The sequence below is a fragment of the Streptomyces sp. NPDC058671 genome (assembly GCF_042716475.1).
Lineage (GTDB): Bacteria > Actinomycetota > Actinomycetes > Streptomycetales > Streptomycetaceae > Streptomyces.
In genome coordinates, this window is the sequence record NZ_JBHXSA010000034.1 from 28,050 (window position 1) to 42,686 (window position 14,637).

The 14,637-nt window shown below is 72.4% G+C and carries 14 protein-coding genes; 3 read left to right on the forward strand and 11 right to left on the reverse strand.

Annotated elements, in window-relative coordinates; translation table 11 throughout:
* Positions 1 to 2 precede the first annotated feature (2 nt).
* Positions 3 to 1,700: a flavin monoamine oxidase family protein gene (locus tag ACFWV2_RS30495; RefSeq protein WP_384409864.1), complete on the reverse strand. Its 1,698-nt coding sequence runs from the start codon at positions 1,698 to 1,700 to the stop codon at positions 3 to 5.
* 58 nt (positions 1,701 to 1,758) lie between these two features.
* Complete coding sequence (locus tag ACFWV2_RS30500; RefSeq protein WP_384409866.1) at positions 1,759 to 2,565, reverse strand: carbon-nitrogen hydrolase family protein; 807 nt, start codon at positions 2,563 to 2,565, stop codon at positions 1,759 to 1,761.
* 280 nt (positions 2,566 to 2,845) lie between these two features.
* Between ACFWV2_RS30500 and ACFWV2_RS30505 the strand changes: the two genes are divergently transcribed.
* Positions 2,846 to 3,418, forward strand: a complete 573-nt coding sequence (locus ACFWV2_RS30505) for a Repetin (protein ID WP_384409868.1) — start codon at positions 2,846 to 2,848, stop codon at positions 3,416 to 3,418.
* A gap of 90 nt (positions 3,419 to 3,508) precedes the next feature.
* Here ACFWV2_RS30505 and ACFWV2_RS30510 read toward each other — a convergent pair whose 3' ends face one another.
* Both ACFWV2_RS30510 and ACFWV2_RS30515 read right to left on the reverse strand, forming a co-directional pair.
* On the reverse strand, positions 3,509 to 3,964 hold the full coding sequence (locus ACFWV2_RS30510) for an Lrp/AsnC family transcriptional regulator (protein ID WP_030204433.1): 456 nt from the start codon (positions 3,962 to 3,964) through the stop codon (positions 3,509 to 3,511).
* 10 nt (positions 3,965 to 3,974) lie between these two features.
* Positions 3,975 to 5,438 (reverse strand): amino acid permease, encoded by a 1,464-nt coding sequence (locus tag ACFWV2_RS30515; RefSeq protein ID WP_384409870.1) that lies wholly within the window; start codon positions 5,436 to 5,438, stop codon positions 3,975 to 3,977.
* 288 nt (positions 5,439 to 5,726) lie between these two features.
* On the opposite strand from ACFWV2_RS30515, the gene ACFWV2_RS30520 reads away from it, so the two are divergent.
* Positions 5,727 to 6,779, forward strand: a complete 1,053-nt coding sequence (locus ACFWV2_RS30520; RefSeq protein ID WP_384409872.1) for a GDSL-type esterase/lipase family protein — start codon at positions 5,727 to 5,729, stop codon at positions 6,777 to 6,779.
* Between the two features lie 70 nt (positions 6,780 to 6,849).
* Here ACFWV2_RS30520 and ACFWV2_RS30525 read toward each other — a convergent pair whose 3' ends face one another.
* The 7 genes from ACFWV2_RS30525 to fmt form a co-directional block, all read right to left on the reverse strand.
* Positions 6,850 to 8,292 carry a GuaB1 family IMP dehydrogenase-related protein gene (locus ACFWV2_RS30525; RefSeq protein WP_360792675.1) on the reverse strand — a complete coding sequence of 481 codons (1,443 nt, stop codon included), beginning with the start codon at positions 8,290 to 8,292 and terminating at the stop codon, positions 6,850 to 6,852.
* Positions 8,293 to 8,393: 101 nt separating this feature from the next.
* The gene (locus tag ACFWV2_RS30530) at positions 8,394 to 8,759 is read right to left on the reverse strand and encodes a barstar family protein (protein WP_384409874.1); all 366 of its coding nucleotides are present in this window, start codon (positions 8,757 to 8,759) and stop codon (positions 8,394 to 8,396) included.
* Complete coding sequence (locus ACFWV2_RS30535) at positions 8,756 to 9,166, reverse strand: ribonuclease domain-containing protein (RefSeq protein WP_384409876.1); 411 nt, start codon at positions 9,164 to 9,166, stop codon at positions 8,756 to 8,758. The genes ACFWV2_RS30530 and ACFWV2_RS30535 overlap by 4 nt, the downstream gene beginning before the upstream one ends.
* Positions 9,167 to 9,354: 188 nt before the next feature.
* A complete protein-coding gene (locus tag ACFWV2_RS30540; RefSeq protein ID WP_384409878.1) occupies positions 9,355 to 10,404 on the reverse strand; it encodes a sugar-binding transcriptional regulator in 1,050 nt (349 codons plus the stop codon).
* A gap of 131 nt (positions 10,405 to 10,535) precedes the next feature.
* Positions 10,536 to 11,219 carry a ribulose-phosphate 3-epimerase gene (rpe, locus tag ACFWV2_RS30545; RefSeq protein WP_384409880.1) on the reverse strand — a complete coding sequence of 228 codons (684 nt, stop codon included), beginning with the start codon at positions 11,217 to 11,219 and terminating at the stop codon, positions 10,536 to 10,538.
* A 149-nt stretch (positions 11,220 to 11,368) separates the two neighbouring features.
* Positions 11,369 to 12,781, reverse strand: a complete 1,413-nt coding sequence (locus ACFWV2_RS30550; RefSeq protein WP_384409882.1) for an RsmB/NOP family class I SAM-dependent RNA methyltransferase — start codon at positions 12,779 to 12,781, stop codon at positions 11,369 to 11,371.
* Between the two features lie 81 nt (positions 12,782 to 12,862).
* Positions 12,863 to 13,795: a methionyl-tRNA formyltransferase gene (gene fmt / locus ACFWV2_RS30555; RefSeq protein ID WP_384409884.1), complete on the reverse strand. Its 933-nt coding sequence runs from the start codon at positions 13,793 to 13,795 to the stop codon at positions 12,863 to 12,865.
* A 226-nt stretch (positions 13,796 to 14,021) separates the two neighbouring features.
* On the opposite strand from fmt, the gene ACFWV2_RS30560 reads away from it, so the two are divergent.
* The gene (locus ACFWV2_RS30560) at positions 14,022 to 14,540 is read left to right on the forward strand and encodes a hypothetical protein (protein WP_360792663.1); all 519 of its coding nucleotides are present in this window, start codon (positions 14,022 to 14,024) and stop codon (positions 14,538 to 14,540) included.
* The last annotated feature ends 97 nt before the right edge of the window (positions 14,541 to 14,637 follow it).

The window sequence follows — 14,637 nt, forward strand, 5'->3', positions numbered from 1 at the left end:
CGTCAGTCCTCCGGCAGCTCGACCGGGGCGATGTCCTCGTAGACGTCACCCGGGCCCGGGTTGGTGCCGTCGGTGGCACCGCCGAAGTGGTGCATCACGCCCCAGACGGCGTTGAGCGCCGTCTGCACCGCGCCCTCGGCCCAGCCGGCCGTCCAGGAGATGTCGTCGCCGGCGAGGAAGATGCCCCGCTTGTCCTCGGGCAGCCGGTCCTGCATGAAGTGGGTGAACAGGCGCCGCTGGTAGCGGTAGTGACCCGGCAGGTTCGCCTTGAACGCGCCCATGAAGTAGGGCTCGTTCTCCCAGGAGACGGTGACCGGGTTGCCGATGATGTGCTTGCGGATGTCGACCTTCGGGTAGATCTCGCCGAGCGACTTCAGCATGACCTCCATCCGCTCGTTCGCGGAGAGCGGCAGCCACTTCAGGCTGTCGTCGCACCAGGTGTACGAGAGGCAGATGACGGCCGGCTTGTCCGGGCCCTCGTCGAGGAGGTAGGTGCCGCGGGTCATCCGGTCGGTGAGCGTCATCGACATGACGTCCCGGCCGGTCTCCTCGTCCTTGTCCAGCCAGAACGGCCGGTCGACGGGCACGAACAGCTTGGACGACTCCATGTAGTGGGTCCGCTCGATCGCCGTCCAGTGGTCGATCGGGAAGAGCGAGTCGTCACAGGCGATCTTGGAGAGCAGCATCCATGACTGGGCGGTGAAGATCGCCGCCTGGTACGTACGGATGTCGCCGGAGGCGTCGGTGACGGTGATCCGGTTGCCGGCGGTCCGGTTCAGCCGGGTGACGGCGGGCTTCGGGGCGCCCTCGTGCAGGGAGCTGAGGGAGGTGCCCTGCGCCCAGTGGACGATCTTCTCGGGCTCGCGCTCCCACAGGCGCACCGGCAGCTGCTGCGAGCCGCCGACGATGCCGCGGTGGTGGTCGTCCGCCTCGGTGTAGACGACGCGGAGGATCTCCAGGATGGAGTTGGGGAAGTCGGTGTCCCAGCCGCCGGTGCCGAAGCCGACCTGGCCGAAGATCTCGCGGTGCCGGAAGGACTTGAAGGACTCCGACTCGCAGAGGAAGCCGTAGAAGGTCTGGTTGTCGAGCTTCTCGACGAGCTTCGACCAGATCTCGCGGATGCGCGGGACGTCCCGCTCGCGCATGGCCTGGTTCATGTCGGAGAAGTCGGCACCCTCGTCCAGACAGGCGTTCCACGCGTTCATCACGTCGCGGTAGACCTGCGGAAGGTCGTCGACGGTGGTGGCGTAGTGGGACTCGCCCTTGAGGTCCACGACGGTCGACGGGGTCGACTCGGCCAGCGGGTTCGGGAAGGGCCTGGTCTCCAGGCCGACCAGGTCGATGTAGTGCTGGAGCGCGGTCGAGGAGGGCGGGAAGCGCATGGCGCCCATCTCGGCGGTGAGGCCCTCGGTTGCGGTGCCCTCGAAGCCCACGGTCCGCAGCCGGCCGCCGATCTGGTCGGCCTCGTAGACGACGGGCTTGAGGCCCATCTTCATCAGCTCGTACGCGGCGATGATGCCGGAGAGCCCGCCGCCGATGACGGCGACCTCGGTGCCGTGCTCGGTGGCCGGTATCTGGCCGAGCCCGGCCGGGTGGGCCAGGAAGTCGTCGTAGGCGTACGGGAAGTCCGGACCGAACATCGTGATCGGCGGCTGGCCGTCGCTGTGGGGGACGGCGGTCGTGGGCACCGTGGACGTCATGGGGTACGGACTCCTTGCACGAAAGGTGAGGCAGGTCGGGAAGGCGGGAGGGGCCGGCTCAGACGAGGGAGCCGTAGAGCCCGGGGCGGCGGTCGGCGAGGTAGGGGTTGCCCGCGCGCGAGGCCGCGAGGAAGGCGGGGTCGACGTCGCCGAGGACGAGGTCCTCACCGCGGCCGGCGCGGGCGCGGGCGGTGCCGTCGGGGCCCGCGAGGGTGGAGAGGCCCACGAACTCGAAGTCGCCCTCGGGGCCGGTCCGGTTGGCGTACGCGATGTAGAGCTGGTTCTCGAAGGCGCGTACGGGCACGACGGACTCGGCGACGATCTCGGCGGGGTGCATGAGCGCCGTCGGTACCAGGAGGAGGTCCGTACCGGCGAGCGCCTGCGCCCGGACGTTCTCGGGGAACTCCACGTCGTAGCAGATCATCAGGCCGACGGTGAGGCCGCCGAGCTCGGCCTGCACGACGGACCGCTCGCCGGGCGTGAACCACCGGGTCTCGAAGCCGCCGTAGAGGTGGGTCTTGCGGTAGTGCGCGAGCGTCCCGCCGTCGGCGCCGATGAGCTGGGCGGAGTTGTGCAGCACCCCGTGCCGCTCGGTGTTCCGCTCCGGGTAGCCGTACCCGACGGCCAGGCCGTGGCGGACGGCGATGGCCGCGACGGCTCGGGCGGAGGGACCGTCGGCCGGCTCGGCCAGGCGCGCCATGTCGGCGCCGATGGCGTACCCGGTGAGGAAGAGCTCCGGGGCGAGCAGCAGGCCCGCGCCGGCGTCGGACGCGCGGGCGGCGGCCTCGTCGAGGATCTTGAGATTGGCGGCCACGTCACCGAGCTCGCCGGAGCTCTGGAGCAGTGCGGTGCGCAGCGCGGGCATGCGTGATCCTCGGGGGGTCGGAGTACAAGGGGAAGACGTCCAAAACGGTACGGTTTCACGCTCTGCCGGGACAAGGCGGGAGCGTTGCGGACCGACCGTCGAACCGTTGCGCGATCCGAGGTGCGCCCGGCGATTCGTTGCGTACGGCTCCGACCGGGGGCGTACGGCTCCCCCGCCGCGCGGCGGAGAGCGGAACCGTCCCCGGGCGCGACGCCGCGGCGCGGCCCGCGCGGAAGAGTGGTGGTCGTCCGGGAGACCTCACGACAAGGACCTCATCGCCATGAACCGTCGTACGAAGATCGCCGCCCTCGTCGCCGCCCTGCTGATCACGGCGGGGGCCGCGGGCTCCGCCGTCGCCACGGGACACGCCGTGGACGTCACGGCCCTCGCCCCGGCGCGGACCGTGCAGCAGGAGGCGGCGGCGCTGACCGGCACCGCCAAGCTGTACCGGCCGGCCGGGGACGACATCACGTTCTCCTTCGACGCGCGTCTCGCGGGGAAGGACCGGCAGGATCCGCTGAAGGCCACCGGCACGTTCCGCTTCAGCCACTACAAGGGCGACCGGGGCGGATACGCCGAGGTGAAGGTCGACTGCCTGACCACGGGCGGCAAGGTGGCCGTCGTCTCCGGTGTCGTCGTCGAGACGGATGTCAAGGAGTTCCGCAAGGCGCGCGTCGGCGTCACCGTGCACGACGACGCCGCCGGCGACCGGCTCGGCTACACCTGGATGACCGCCGACCCGCAGAAGGACAGGATCCCGCCGTGCCTCAGCGGCGCGCCGTTCGAGAGGGTCCGCGCGGGAACGGGCGACTTCGACGTCACACCCTGGGAGTTCGTCCACCCGACCGAATAGACCGCCCCACGGGGGTGGGCGGGCGAAGGGCGGTGCGGGAACCACGGCCCGCACCGCCCCTGCCGCCCGGCCTGATCCCAACGAACGGCCCTAGGCGGGAGAGCCCGAGGAGAAGCGCCGCAGCAGGGGGGAGAGCACGAGGACGGACTTGGTGCGTTCCACGAACGGCTCGCCCGCGATCCGCTCCAGGACCCGTTCGAAGTGCCGCATGTCCGAGGCGAAGACCTGGACGACGGCGTCCGCGTCGCCGGTGACGGTCGACGCGGACACCACTTCGGGGTACCGCTCCAGACCTCGCCGGATGTCGTTCGGCGAGGTGTTGTGGCGGCAGTAGATCTCGACGAAGCCCTCGGTCTCCCAGCCCAGCGCCGCCGGGTCCACCCGTACGGTGAACCCGGTGATGGCGCCCTCGGCGCGGAGCCGGTCCACGCGCCGCTTCACGGCGGGCGCGGAGAGCCCGACGAGCGAGCCGATGTCGGCGTAGCTGCGGCGGGCGTCCTCCGCGAGGGCGTGGACGATGCGTTCGTCGAGGTCGTTGAGTCGCACTACGGGTGGATCACTTCTCTGTGGTGGCCAGGCGGGAGCGGCGCATGCCGTACAGGAAGTAGAACACGAGGCCCGCGGCCATCCAGCAACCGAAGACGACCCAGGTGATCGCGTCGAGGCTGAACATGTTGTAGACGCAGAACAGGAAGCCGAGGATCGGGAAGGTCCAGCCGAGCGGCACGCGGAAAGTGCGGTCCATGGTCGGGCGGGTGCGGCGCAGCACGATCACCGCGATGTTGACCAGGGCGAAGGCGAAGAGGGTGCCGATGCTGGTGGCGTCGACGAGCTTGCCCAGCGGGATGACGGAGGCGAGGGCGCCGCAGAACAGCGCCACGATGACGGTGTTCACGCGCGGGGTGCCCGTCTTGCCGCTGACCTTGCCGAAGACCTTGGGCACGAGGCCGTCGCGGGACATCGCGAAGAGCACCCGGGTCTGGCCGTAGAGGACGGTCAGCACGACGCTGGCGATGGAGATGACGGCGCCGGCGGCGAGCAGGGTGCCCCAGAACTTCTGGCCGCTGACGTCGTTCATGATCGCGGCGAGGGAGGCCTCGGAACCCTCGAACTCCTTCCAGTTCCAGGCGCCGACGGCGACGGCGGCGACCAGGACGTAGAGCACGGTCACGATGAGCAGCGACAGCATGATTGCGCGGGGCAGGTCGCGCTTCGGGTCCTTGGCCTCCTCACCTGCGGTGGAGGCGGCGTCGAAGCCGATGTAGGAGAAGAAGAGGCTGGCTCCGGCGGCGCTGACGCCGGCCATGCCGAGGGGCATGAAGTCGGCGTAGTTGCCGGACTTGAAGCCCATGAAGCCGATGGCGCAGAAGAGCAGGAGCGCGGCGATCTTCACGAAGACCATGACCGTGTTGACCACGGCGGACTCGCGGGCGCCGCCGAGCAGGAAGACCATCGCGAGCAGGACGACGATCAGGCCGGGCAGGTTGATGAAGCCGCCCTCGCCCGGGGCCGAGGAGACCGCGTCGGGGAGGGTGACGCCGATCGTGCCGTCGAGCAGCTCGTTGAGGTACTCGCCCCAGCCGACGGCCACGGCGGCGACGGACACGCCGTACTCCAGGACCAGGCACCAGCCGCAGACCCAGGCGACGAGTTCACCCATCGTTGCGTACGCGTACGAGTAGGAGGAGCCGGCGACCGGTATGGAGCCGGCCAGCTCCGCGTACGAGAGGGCGGAGAAGAGGGCGGTGAGGCCGGCGATGACGAAGGCGACCGTGACCGCGGGGCCGGCCTTGGGAACGGCGTCGCCGAGGACGACGAAGATGCCGGTGCCGAGCGTGGCACCGATGCTGATCATGGTCAGCTGCCACATGGAGAGCGAGCGGCGGAGGTTGCCGCCCTCACCCTGTCCACCCTCTGCGACCAGCTGTTCCACCGGCTTGCGACGGGCGAGCGCGCCGAGGACGGAGGTCTTGCGGGTGGTCGTGTCGACGACCGGTGGGGCTGCGCCGTGGTCCAGCACTGCGGAGGCTCCTTATCGCTGCCTGTAGGCGGGGCGAGGACCGCGGCGGTGCGTGGACATGACGAGTCAGACCCACGGGGGAAGGGGAACCGCCGAGCAGACGGTCGCCGCCACTCCTGGTACGAGGCATGAGCCTAAGCGCCAGGGTTCGCACTCGTAATGCAGGGTTGTTGCGCACTGCCGAATGATCATTGCGCTCTTCGGGCCCGGACGGGGAAACATTGCGCCCCCCCGCATGAATCGACACATCGGGGTGTGAAGCGGCCCCTGAGCGCGTAGGGACTCCTCATGACGGATGACCCACGCAGCGAGCTCCTGACCACCTCGCGGACAGAGGCCCGGGAGGGCCGGCTCGACCCGGCGCCCTTCCTGCGCGGTACGGCCTGGCTGGACGGTGACCGGCCGGTGCGGGCGGATCCCGCCGACCTGGACCGCTTGCCGTGGGACATCGCCGAACGGGCCGCGCTGCCCATCGGCGTGCGGCTGGAGTTCACCGCCGCACCCGGTACGCGCGCGGTACGGCTGCGCTACCGGGCCACCGTGCCGGAGGCGGGCGACCCGCTCGCCGGGCTGCGCCACTGCTTCGCCCTGTGGAGCGGCACGCGGTTCGTCGGCGAGGTCTGCGTCGACCCGGCCGCCGAGGCCACCGTCACCCTCCCGCTGCCCCCCGGCGGCGGCGTCTTCACCCTCCACCTCCCGGAGGGCCAGGCGCCGGTGCCGCTCGCCCTGTGGGCCGTGGGCGGCGCCCTCTCCCCCGCCCCGGCCCGGCCCCGCTGGCTGGTCCACGGCGACTCCATCACCGAGGGCTGGTGGTCGACCCGTCCCGCCCTCTCGTGGCCCGCGACGACCGGACGGGTGCTGGGCCTCGACGCGGTGAACCTCGGGTACGCGGGCGGGGCACGGGGCGAACTCGTGCTCGCCGAGCAGCTGGCGCGACTCCCGGGCGACGTGATCACCCTCGCGTTCGGCACCAACTGCTGGTCCCGGGTGCCCGCGACGGCCGACCTGTTGTACGCCACCGTCCGGGCCTTCGTCGGCCTGGTGCGCCAGGGGCATCCGGACACCCCGCTGCTCATCGTCTCGCCGGTGCTGCGCCCGGAGGCCGAGCACACCCGCAACGCCCTGGGAGCCACTCTCACGGAGCTGCGCAGGGCCATGGAGCGGGCGGGCCGGGACCTGGCCGCCGAGGGCGACGGACGGCTCCTGGTCCTCCCCGGGCGGCCGGTGCTCGGCCCGGAGCACCTCGCGGACGGACTGCACCCGAACGACGCGGGTCACGCGCGGATCGCGGCGGCGGTGGCGGAGGTCCTGCGGCCGTGGGTGCCCGCCACCCGGCCGTGACGGCGCCGCGGGAACGCCGTGGGCCCCCGGGAGTGCTTCCCGGGGGCCCACGGCGTGCGACGGTGAGGAACTAGCTCCAGCTGGCGTGCAGCGGCTTGCCCTCGGCGTATCCGGCGGCGGACTGGATGCCGACCACGGACTTCTCCTCGAACTCGGCGAGCGAGCCGGCACCGGCGTAGGTGCAGGAGGAGCGGACGCCCGCGATGATCGAGTCGATCAGGTCCTCGACGCCCGGACGGGTCGGGTCGAGGAACATGCGCGAGGTGGAGATGCCCTCCTCGAACAGCGCCTTGCGGGCACGGTCGTAGGCGGACTCGTCGGAGGTCCGGTTCTTGACCGCGCGCGCGGAGGCCATGCCGAAGGACTCCTTGTACGCGCGCCCCTTGGCGTCGTGCTGGAGGTCGCCCGGGGACTCGTACGTACCGGCGAACCAGGAGCCGATCATCACGTTGGAGGCACCGGCGGCGAGCGCCATGGCGACATCGCGCGGGTGGCGGACACCGCCGTCGGCCCAGACGTGCTTGCCGTACTTCTTCGCCTCGGCGGCGCATTCCAGGACGGCCGAGAACTGCGGGCGGCCGACGCCCGTCATCATGCGGGTGGTGCACATGGCACCGGGGCCGACGCCGACCTTGATGATGTCCGCGCCCGCCTCGATGAGGTCCTTGACGCCCTCGGCGGCGACGATGTTGCCCGCGACGATCGGGACCTGCGGGTCGAGCGCCCGTACGGTCCGGATGGCGGAGATCATCGACTCCTGGTGGCCGTGCGCGGTGTCGATGACCAGCGTGTCGACGCCGGCGTCGAGGAGCTGCTTGGCCTTGCCCGCCACGTCGCCGTTGATGCCGACGGCGGCGGCGATGCGCAGCCGCCCGTTCTTGTCGACGGCCGGGCTGTAGAGCGTCGCGCGCAGCGCTCCCTTGCGGGTGAGGATGCCGACGAGCTTGCCGTCAGCGTCGACGGCCGGGGCGTAGCGGCGGTTGGCGGCGTCGAGGGTGTTGAACGCCTCGCGCGGGTCGATGTCGGCGTCCAGGAGCAGCAGGTCCTTGGACATGACCTCGGAGAGCTGGGTGAAGCGGTCCACGCCGGAGAGGTCGGCGTCGGTGACGACACCCACCGGTCGCCGGTTCTCGTCGACGACGACACCGGCGTCGTGGGCGCGCTTGGGCAGCAGCGACAGCGCGTCCGCGACGGTCTGGTGCGGCTCGAGGAAGATGGGGGTGTCGAGGACGTGGTGACGGCTCTTGACCCAGGCGATGACGTCGGTGACGACCTCGATCGGGATGTCCTGCGGGATGACGACGAGGCCACCCCGGCGGGCGACGGTCTCGGCCATCCGGCGGCCGGCGATGGCGGTCATGTTGGCGACGACGAGCGGGATCGTCGTCCCGCTCCCGTCCGGCGAGGAGAGGTCCACCGCCTGGCGGGAACCGACGGCCGAGCGGCTCGGCACCATGAACACATCGTCGTACGTCAGGTCGTAGGGCGGCTTGACGTCATTGAGGAAACGCACGTGCTGACATCCCAGTCGTTCGGATCGGCCCCTAGGCATTTCAGCCAGGGGAAAAAGCACGTAGTTCATTGTCCCACGGCGGTACGGATACCGGCCCCGGTCTAATCGTCCGAGCCTCGCGGGGGCGTGTCTGTCGGATCCTCCGAACCGCCGAGCGAGAGGAGGACGGTGAGGCCGGCGCCGGCGGCGCGGGCCGCCGTGGAGAACACCTCCTCGGCGATCCCCCACTCCTCGGGGCTGGCCTCGGCGTAAGCCTGCCAGCCGGTGACCACGATCGCCAGGGGGCGGCGCAGGTCGGCGAGGCAGTCGGCGAGGGCGTCCCAGTTGTGCCCGAACCAGACCGGCAGCGCCAGGGCGCGCGCGCAGCGGTTCATGAAGGCGGTCTTGTCGGTGACTCCGTGCAGGTCGAGGACGACGGGGCGGGAGAGGTCGGGGGCCCCGTGGCCCGCGGGGCGGATCGCGTTCATGATCCGACCACCTCCCGGAAGCTCCGGTAGTGGTCGTCGGTGTAGTACCTCTCCCCGCTCCGGCCGGTGACGACGCGCCGGGACCCGCGATCCCGCTCGCCGGGCGTCGGGACCGTGTACTCGCGGTAGTGGCCGCGCGGACGCCGTGGCAGGATCCGCTCGAAGTTGCCGAAGACGGCTCCGTCCTTGGCGTACGGGAAGGGCCCGCCGCGCTCGATGAGCGTCAGCGTGTCCCGCGCCTCGGGGGGCAGGTCCGCGACCTGGACCACCGGCAGGGTGGAGGCCCTGCTCGCCGACGCCGGCGCGTAGCGCGGGGTGGAGACGGTCTCGCCGCCCGAGCAGCCGGTGAGGAGGAGCGAGAGGCCGGCGAACAGCGCGAGCGCGGCGCGTGCGCACCTGAGGGTCATGGCCCCGATGCTGCCATCACGCCGCCCGGGTCACGACGCGGACGCGCCGCGACCGCGGACGCCCGGCCTCCGTGGTGAGGCCAGGGCCACCTGCGGACGCGCCGGACGGCGGACGCCCGGCCTCCGTGGCAGGGCCCCCTGCGTACGCCCCGCACCTCAGCCGGGCTCCGGGCTCCCCGCCATAAGTGTCAGACGCCGTCCGGGTCCGTGCGGTCGAGCGCCGGGTGCGTGCCCGGGCGCGACTCGGTGAGGAGGTAGTCCGCCGCCGCCCGGTCGGTCACCAGGCTGGTGACGAGTCCGGAGCGGAGCACCGCGCCGATCGCCGCCGCCTTGCGCTGGCCGCCCGCGATCGCCACGACCTCGGGGATGCGGCGCAGCCGGTCCGCCTCGACGGTGATGCAGCGCTCGCCGAGATCGCGCCCGACCCGGCGTCCCTCGGAGTCGAAGAGGTGTGCGGACATCTCGGCGGCGACGCCGAGGGAGGCGTAGTGGGCGCGCTCCTCGTCGGAGAGCATGTCGTGGACGGTCGAGATGCCCGGCTCCCAGGAGCCGATGGAGACACAGGCGACGGTCACCTTGTCGAAGTACTCGAAGGCCCGGGCGATCCCGGTCTGGTTGCGCAGGGCGGCCGCCGTCGCCGGGTCGGGGAGCAGCATCGGCGCGTAGATCGGGTGGGCCTCGCCGCCGGAGACCTGGGCGGCGCGGCGTACCGCCTCGACGGAGCCGCGCTCGGCGGTCCCGGCGTCGTACACCCCGGTGAGCTGGACGACCGTGCACGGCGGCAGCCGGTCGAGGGCCGCCGCCATGTGGATGGTGGAGCGGCCCCAGGCCAGACCCAGGACGTCGCCCTCGGCGACCAGCTCGCCGAGCAGGTCGGCCGCGACCTCGCCGAGGTTCTCCGGGTCGGGCGACTCTTCCTCACCCTCCGCCGGGGACTCGACGACGACGGCGTGGCGGAGTCCGTAGCGGGCGCGGAGCGCGTCGGAGCGCTCGGCGTCCAGCTCGGCCGGTACGCGGATCTCGATGCGCACGAGGTCGCGCTCCAGGGCGGTCTCCAGGACCCGGGCCACCTTGAAGCGGCTCACGCCGAACTCCTCGGCGATCTGGATCTTGGACTTGCCCTCGAGGTAGAAGCGGCGGGCCATGGCCGCCGCCTGCACCAGCTCCGCGGGGCCCATCCGCAGGGCTGCCCGTCCCGCCGACATACCCGCCACCGCGATCTCCTCACTGCTGTTCATATACCGCTGTTCACGTACCGACGTTCACGAAGTCGTTCACACTCTGGACTCGCCGTTTCATCCTGTCAGATCCGGCGCGCCTTGATCAGTCCTGTCGGCGGCCCGACGGGCCGCGTTCATCCGCCGGAGGCTCAGTGGCCACACGCCCACGGGGCGGAGGCCGTCACGGCGTCCGCGCGGGCCCGGAGGGAGGCGACGGCGGCGGCGGGGTCCGCCGCGCCGTAGACCGCGGATCCGGCGACGAAGACGTCGGCCCCGGCCTCGGCGCACCGCTCGATCGTGGACTCGGCGACCCCGCCGTCGACCTGCAGCCACAGCTCGAGACCGTGCTTGGAGATCAGCTCCCTGGTACGGCGGATCTTGGGCAGCATGATGTCGAGGAAGGCCTGACCGCCGAAGCCGGGCTCGACCGTCATGATCAGCAGCATGTCGAGCTCGGGGAGGAGGTCCTCGTACGGCTCGATGGGCGTGGCCGGCTTGAGCGCCATCGAGGCCCGCGCGCCCTTGGCCCGGATCTCCCGCGCCAGCCGCACGGGCGCCGCCGCCGCCTCGACGTGGAAGGTCACCGAACCGGCGCCCGCTTCCACGTACCGGGGCGCCCACCGGTCGGGGTCCTCGATCATCAGGTGGCAGTCGAGGGGGGTGTCGGTCGCGCGGGCGAGCGACTCCACGATCGGGACGCCCAGGGTCAGGTTGGGCACGAAGTGGTTGTCCATCACGTCCACGTGCAGCCAGTCGGCCCCGTCGACGGCCTTCGCCTCCTCGGCGAGCCGGGCGAAGTCCGCGGACAGGATGCTGGGGTTGATCTGCGCCATGGGCCAAGCCTCCCACGTTCTTGGGTGGTTCTTTGCCGCCCGGCGGTTTCGGTGCCGGTCCGGACCTCTTTCGGTACGAAGCGACGAGCGGGGGACCCGTACAGACCGGCAGATTGCGGGCGGGCGGCAGGGGCGCGGCGACCGAACGGTCAGGCGGTCCGGCGGATCAGCGCCAGATACATGGCGTCCGTACCGTGCAGATGCGGCCAGAGCTGGAGGTCGGGTCCGTCGCCCAGCGCCGGGACGCCCGGCAGCAGCGGGCGGGCGTCGATCAGCTCGCCGCCGCCGACCTTCTTCAGGACGTCGTCGACGACGACCCGGGTCTCGGCCAGGTGCGGCGAGCAGGTCGCGTACCCCACGACACCGCCGACGCGCACGGCGCTCAGCGCCTCCGTGAGGAGCGCGCGCTGGAGCGGGGCGAAGCTGTCGAGGTCGTCGGGGCGACGGCGCCAGCGGGCCTCCGGGCGGCGGCGCAGGGCGCCGAGGCCGGAGCACGGCACGTCCATGAGGACCCGGTCGAAGGAGCCGGGACGCCACGGCGGCCGGGTGCCGTCGGCGGCGATCACCTGGTAGGGGCCGGGGTTGCCGGCGAGGGCGCGCTCGACGAGGCGGGCGCGGTGCGGCTGCTTCTCGGAGGCGAGCAGGGCGGCGCCCCGCTCGGAGGCGAGGGCGGCGAGGAGGGCGGCCTTGCCGCCGGGGCCCGCGCAGCCGTCGAGCCAGCGGGTGTCGGGGCCGTCGAGGGGCGCGTTCGCCAGGGCGATCGCGACGAGCTGGCTGCCCTCGTCCTGGACGCCGGCCCTGCCGTCCTTCACCGCCTCGATGGCGCCGGGCTCGCCGCCCTCCGCCATCCGCAGGGCGTAGGGGGACCAGCGGCCCGGCAGGGTCTCGGTGGCGGCGGCGAGCTCCTCCGTGGTGGAGCGGCCGGGGCGGGCGACCAGGGTGACCTCGGGGCGCTCGTTGTCCGCCGCCAGGAGCTCCTCGATGCCGGCCCGGCCGCCGCCGAGGGAGTCCCACAGCGCCGAGACGACCCAGCGGGGGTGCGAGTGGACGACCGCGAGGTGGTCCTCGGGGTCCTTGTCGTACGGCGGGGCGACCTGGGCCACCCAGGCGTCGAGGTCCTGCCGCGAGATCTTCCGCAGGACGGCGTTCACGAACTTGGCCCGACCGTCGCCGAGCACCACCCGGGCCAGCTCGACACTGGCGGAGACGGCGGCGTGGGTGGGGATCCGGGTCCCGAGCAGCTGGTGCGCGCCGAGCGCGAGCACGTCGAGCACCGGCGGGTCGACCTCGCGCAGCGGGCGGTCGACGCAGGCGGAGATGACCGCGTCGTACGTCCCCTGGCGGCGCAGCGTCCCGTACACGAGCTCGGTCGCGAGCGCCGCGTCCCGCGCGTCGAAGTCGCCCTTCTCCCGGGCCTTCTTCAGCAGCGGCGGCAGCACCAGGTTCGCGTAGGCGTCGCGCTCGTCCACCGCCCTCAGCGCCTCGAAGGCCAGCATCCGGACGGGGTCCTTCTGAGGCCGCCGGTAGGGCTTGGGGGGACGGCGACGTGCCTGCTCGCTCAAAGGTGCTCCGCGTGACGAAATGAAGAGGTCCAACCCCCCAAGCCTACGTCCGCCGCGCCCCTGCCCGCGCCCGGGCCCGTGCTACGCCCCGAGCCGCTCGCCGGGGGCGATGCGGACGCCGCGGGCCCAGTCGGCCGCCTTCATCGGCTTCTTGCCCTGCGGCTGGACCCAGAGGAGTTCCACGGCGTACGAGCCGGTGCCCGCGTACACGTTGTTCTTGCCCGGCGCGAGCTCGCCCGGGGCGAGGTCGGTGCGCTCCGGCAGCGGAGTGACCTGGATCAGCTTGAGGCGCTCGCCCCGGAAGACGGTCCACGCGCCGGGAGCCGGGGTGCAGCCGCGGACCACCCGGTCGACCCGGAGGGCGGGGGCGGCGAAGTCGACGTGCGCGTCCTCGACCTGGATCTTCGGGGCGAGCGTGACGCCGTCGACGGGCTGCGGGACGGCCTTCAGCGTGCCGTCCTCGATGCCGTCCATCGTCGCGGCGAGCAGCCCGGCGCCCGCGAACGCGAGCCGGGTGAGCAGGTCGCCGCTGGTGTCGGTCGGGCGGACGTCCTCGGTGACGACGCCGTAGACCGGACCCGAGTCGAGGCCCTCCTCGATCAGGAAGGTCGACGCGCCCGTCACCTGGTCGCCCGCCATCAGCGAGTGCTGCACGGGCGCCGCGCCGCGCCACGCGGGCAGCAGCGAGAAGTGCAGGTTGACCCAGCCACGGGCCGGGATGTCGAGGGCGGCCTTCGGCAGCAGCGCGCCGTACGCGACGACCGGGCAGCAGTCCGGGGCGATCTCCCGCAGCCGGGCGAGGAACTCCTCGTCGCGGGGTTTGGCCGGCTTGAGGACCTCGATCCCCGCCTCCTCCGCCCGCCGGGCCACCGGGCTGGCGACCAGCCGCCGGCCGCGGCCCGCCGGGGCGTCCGGCCGGGTGATCACGGCGGCCACCTCGTGCCGGCCGGAGGAGAGCAGGGCGTCCAGGGCGGGTACGGCGACCTCGGGGGTGCCTGCGAAGACGAGCTTCATGGGTGGCGACTGCCTGTCTGTCCGGGGGCTTTGCGGGCAGCGCACCAGTCTAGGCGCCCCGTACGGAGGGGGCGTACGGAAGGGCGAGCGCCCCACGCATATGCGTGTACGCCCCCGCAGCGTGACCCAACTCCGGGTGGCGCGTTGGTCAAGAGAGATTGACCGAATCGGGTCGCCGTTCCCCTTGCGGCCCTTCCCCTTACATGCCGGTTCGAGAGGCTTTCACATGGCCGACCACGCAACCCACGACGCCCAGGCTCGGGCGAGTCTGCACCTGCTGGTGCGGGACATCGAGCGGGTCCGGCGGCAGGTGGACGCACTGCGCACGCTCACGGCCCAGCTGGGCAATGTCTACCGCCCTCGCCGCTCCGGCCCGTCCACGGGCTTCGTCGTCTACGGCCGGGCCCCCGCCCCGACCGTACGTCTCGCCCAGGAGCTGCGCGACAGCGTCGAGACCCTGGTGACGGCGGCGGTCGACTTCGACCGCTCGCTCGGCTTCTCCTGGGACGCGGTGGGCTCCGCGCTCGGCGTCACCAAGCAGGCCGTCCACCGCCGCTACGGCGCCCGCCGCGCGCCCCAGCCGGGCGCGGTCGTCGACCAGGACCCGATCGTGGAACCGGGCGTGACCCGGGCGCTCCCCACCGTCCCCGCTGCCCGCTCGATGCCCCCGCAGCCCACCTCGGGCAGCTCCGCCCTCCGCGAGGACCCGCGCCCGTCGGCCTTCCCCGGCCCACGCAACGGCTGACCCGGGCCCATCCGAACGGCCGCCCACCCCATGGGGGAACGGGCGGCCGTCCCGCGTGTCCGCCCGGGGCTGGCTCGGGGGGTGCGGGTCCAGCCCG

What these genes read in the sequence shown, in the direction of transcription:
- ACFWV2_RS30495 (WP_384409864.1), bottom strand. Translation starts at nt 1,700, where the DNA reads ATGACGTCCACGGTGCCCACGACCGCCGTCCCCCACAGCGACGGCCAG.
- ACFWV2_RS30500 (WP_384409866.1), bottom strand. Translation starts at nt 2,565, where the DNA reads ATGCCCGCGCTGCGCACCGCACTGCTCCAGAGCTCCGGCGAGCTCGGT.
- ACFWV2_RS30505 (WP_384409868.1), top strand. Translation starts at nt 2,846, where the DNA reads ATGAACCGTCGTACGAAGATCGCCGCCCTCGTCGCCGCCCTGCTGATC.
- ACFWV2_RS30520 (WP_384409872.1), top strand. Translation starts at nt 5,727, where the DNA reads ATGACGGATGACCCACGCAGCGAGCTCCTGACCACCTCGCGGACAGAG.
- ACFWV2_RS30530 (WP_384409874.1), bottom strand. Translation starts at nt 8,759, where the DNA reads ATGAACGCGATCCGCCCCGCGGGCCACGGGGCCCCCGACCTCTCCCGC.
- ACFWV2_RS30535 (WP_384409876.1), bottom strand. Translation starts at nt 9,166, where the DNA reads ATGACCCTCAGGTGCGCACGCGCCGCGCTCGCGCTGTTCGCCGGCCTC.
- ACFWV2_RS30540 (WP_384409878.1), bottom strand. Translation starts at nt 10,404, where the DNA reads ATGAACAGCAGTGAGGAGATCGCGGTGGCGGGTATGTCGGCGGGACGG.
- rpe (WP_384409880.1), bottom strand. Translation starts at nt 11,219, where the DNA reads ATGGCGCAGATCAACCCCAGCATCCTGTCCGCGGACTTCGCCCGGCTC.
- fmt (WP_384409884.1), bottom strand. Translation starts at nt 13,795, where the DNA reads ATGAAGCTCGTCTTCGCAGGCACCCCCGAGGTCGCCGTACCCGCCCTG.
- ACFWV2_RS30560 (WP_360792663.1), top strand. Translation starts at nt 14,022, where the DNA reads ATGGCCGACCACGCAACCCACGACGCCCAGGCTCGGGCGAGTCTGCAC.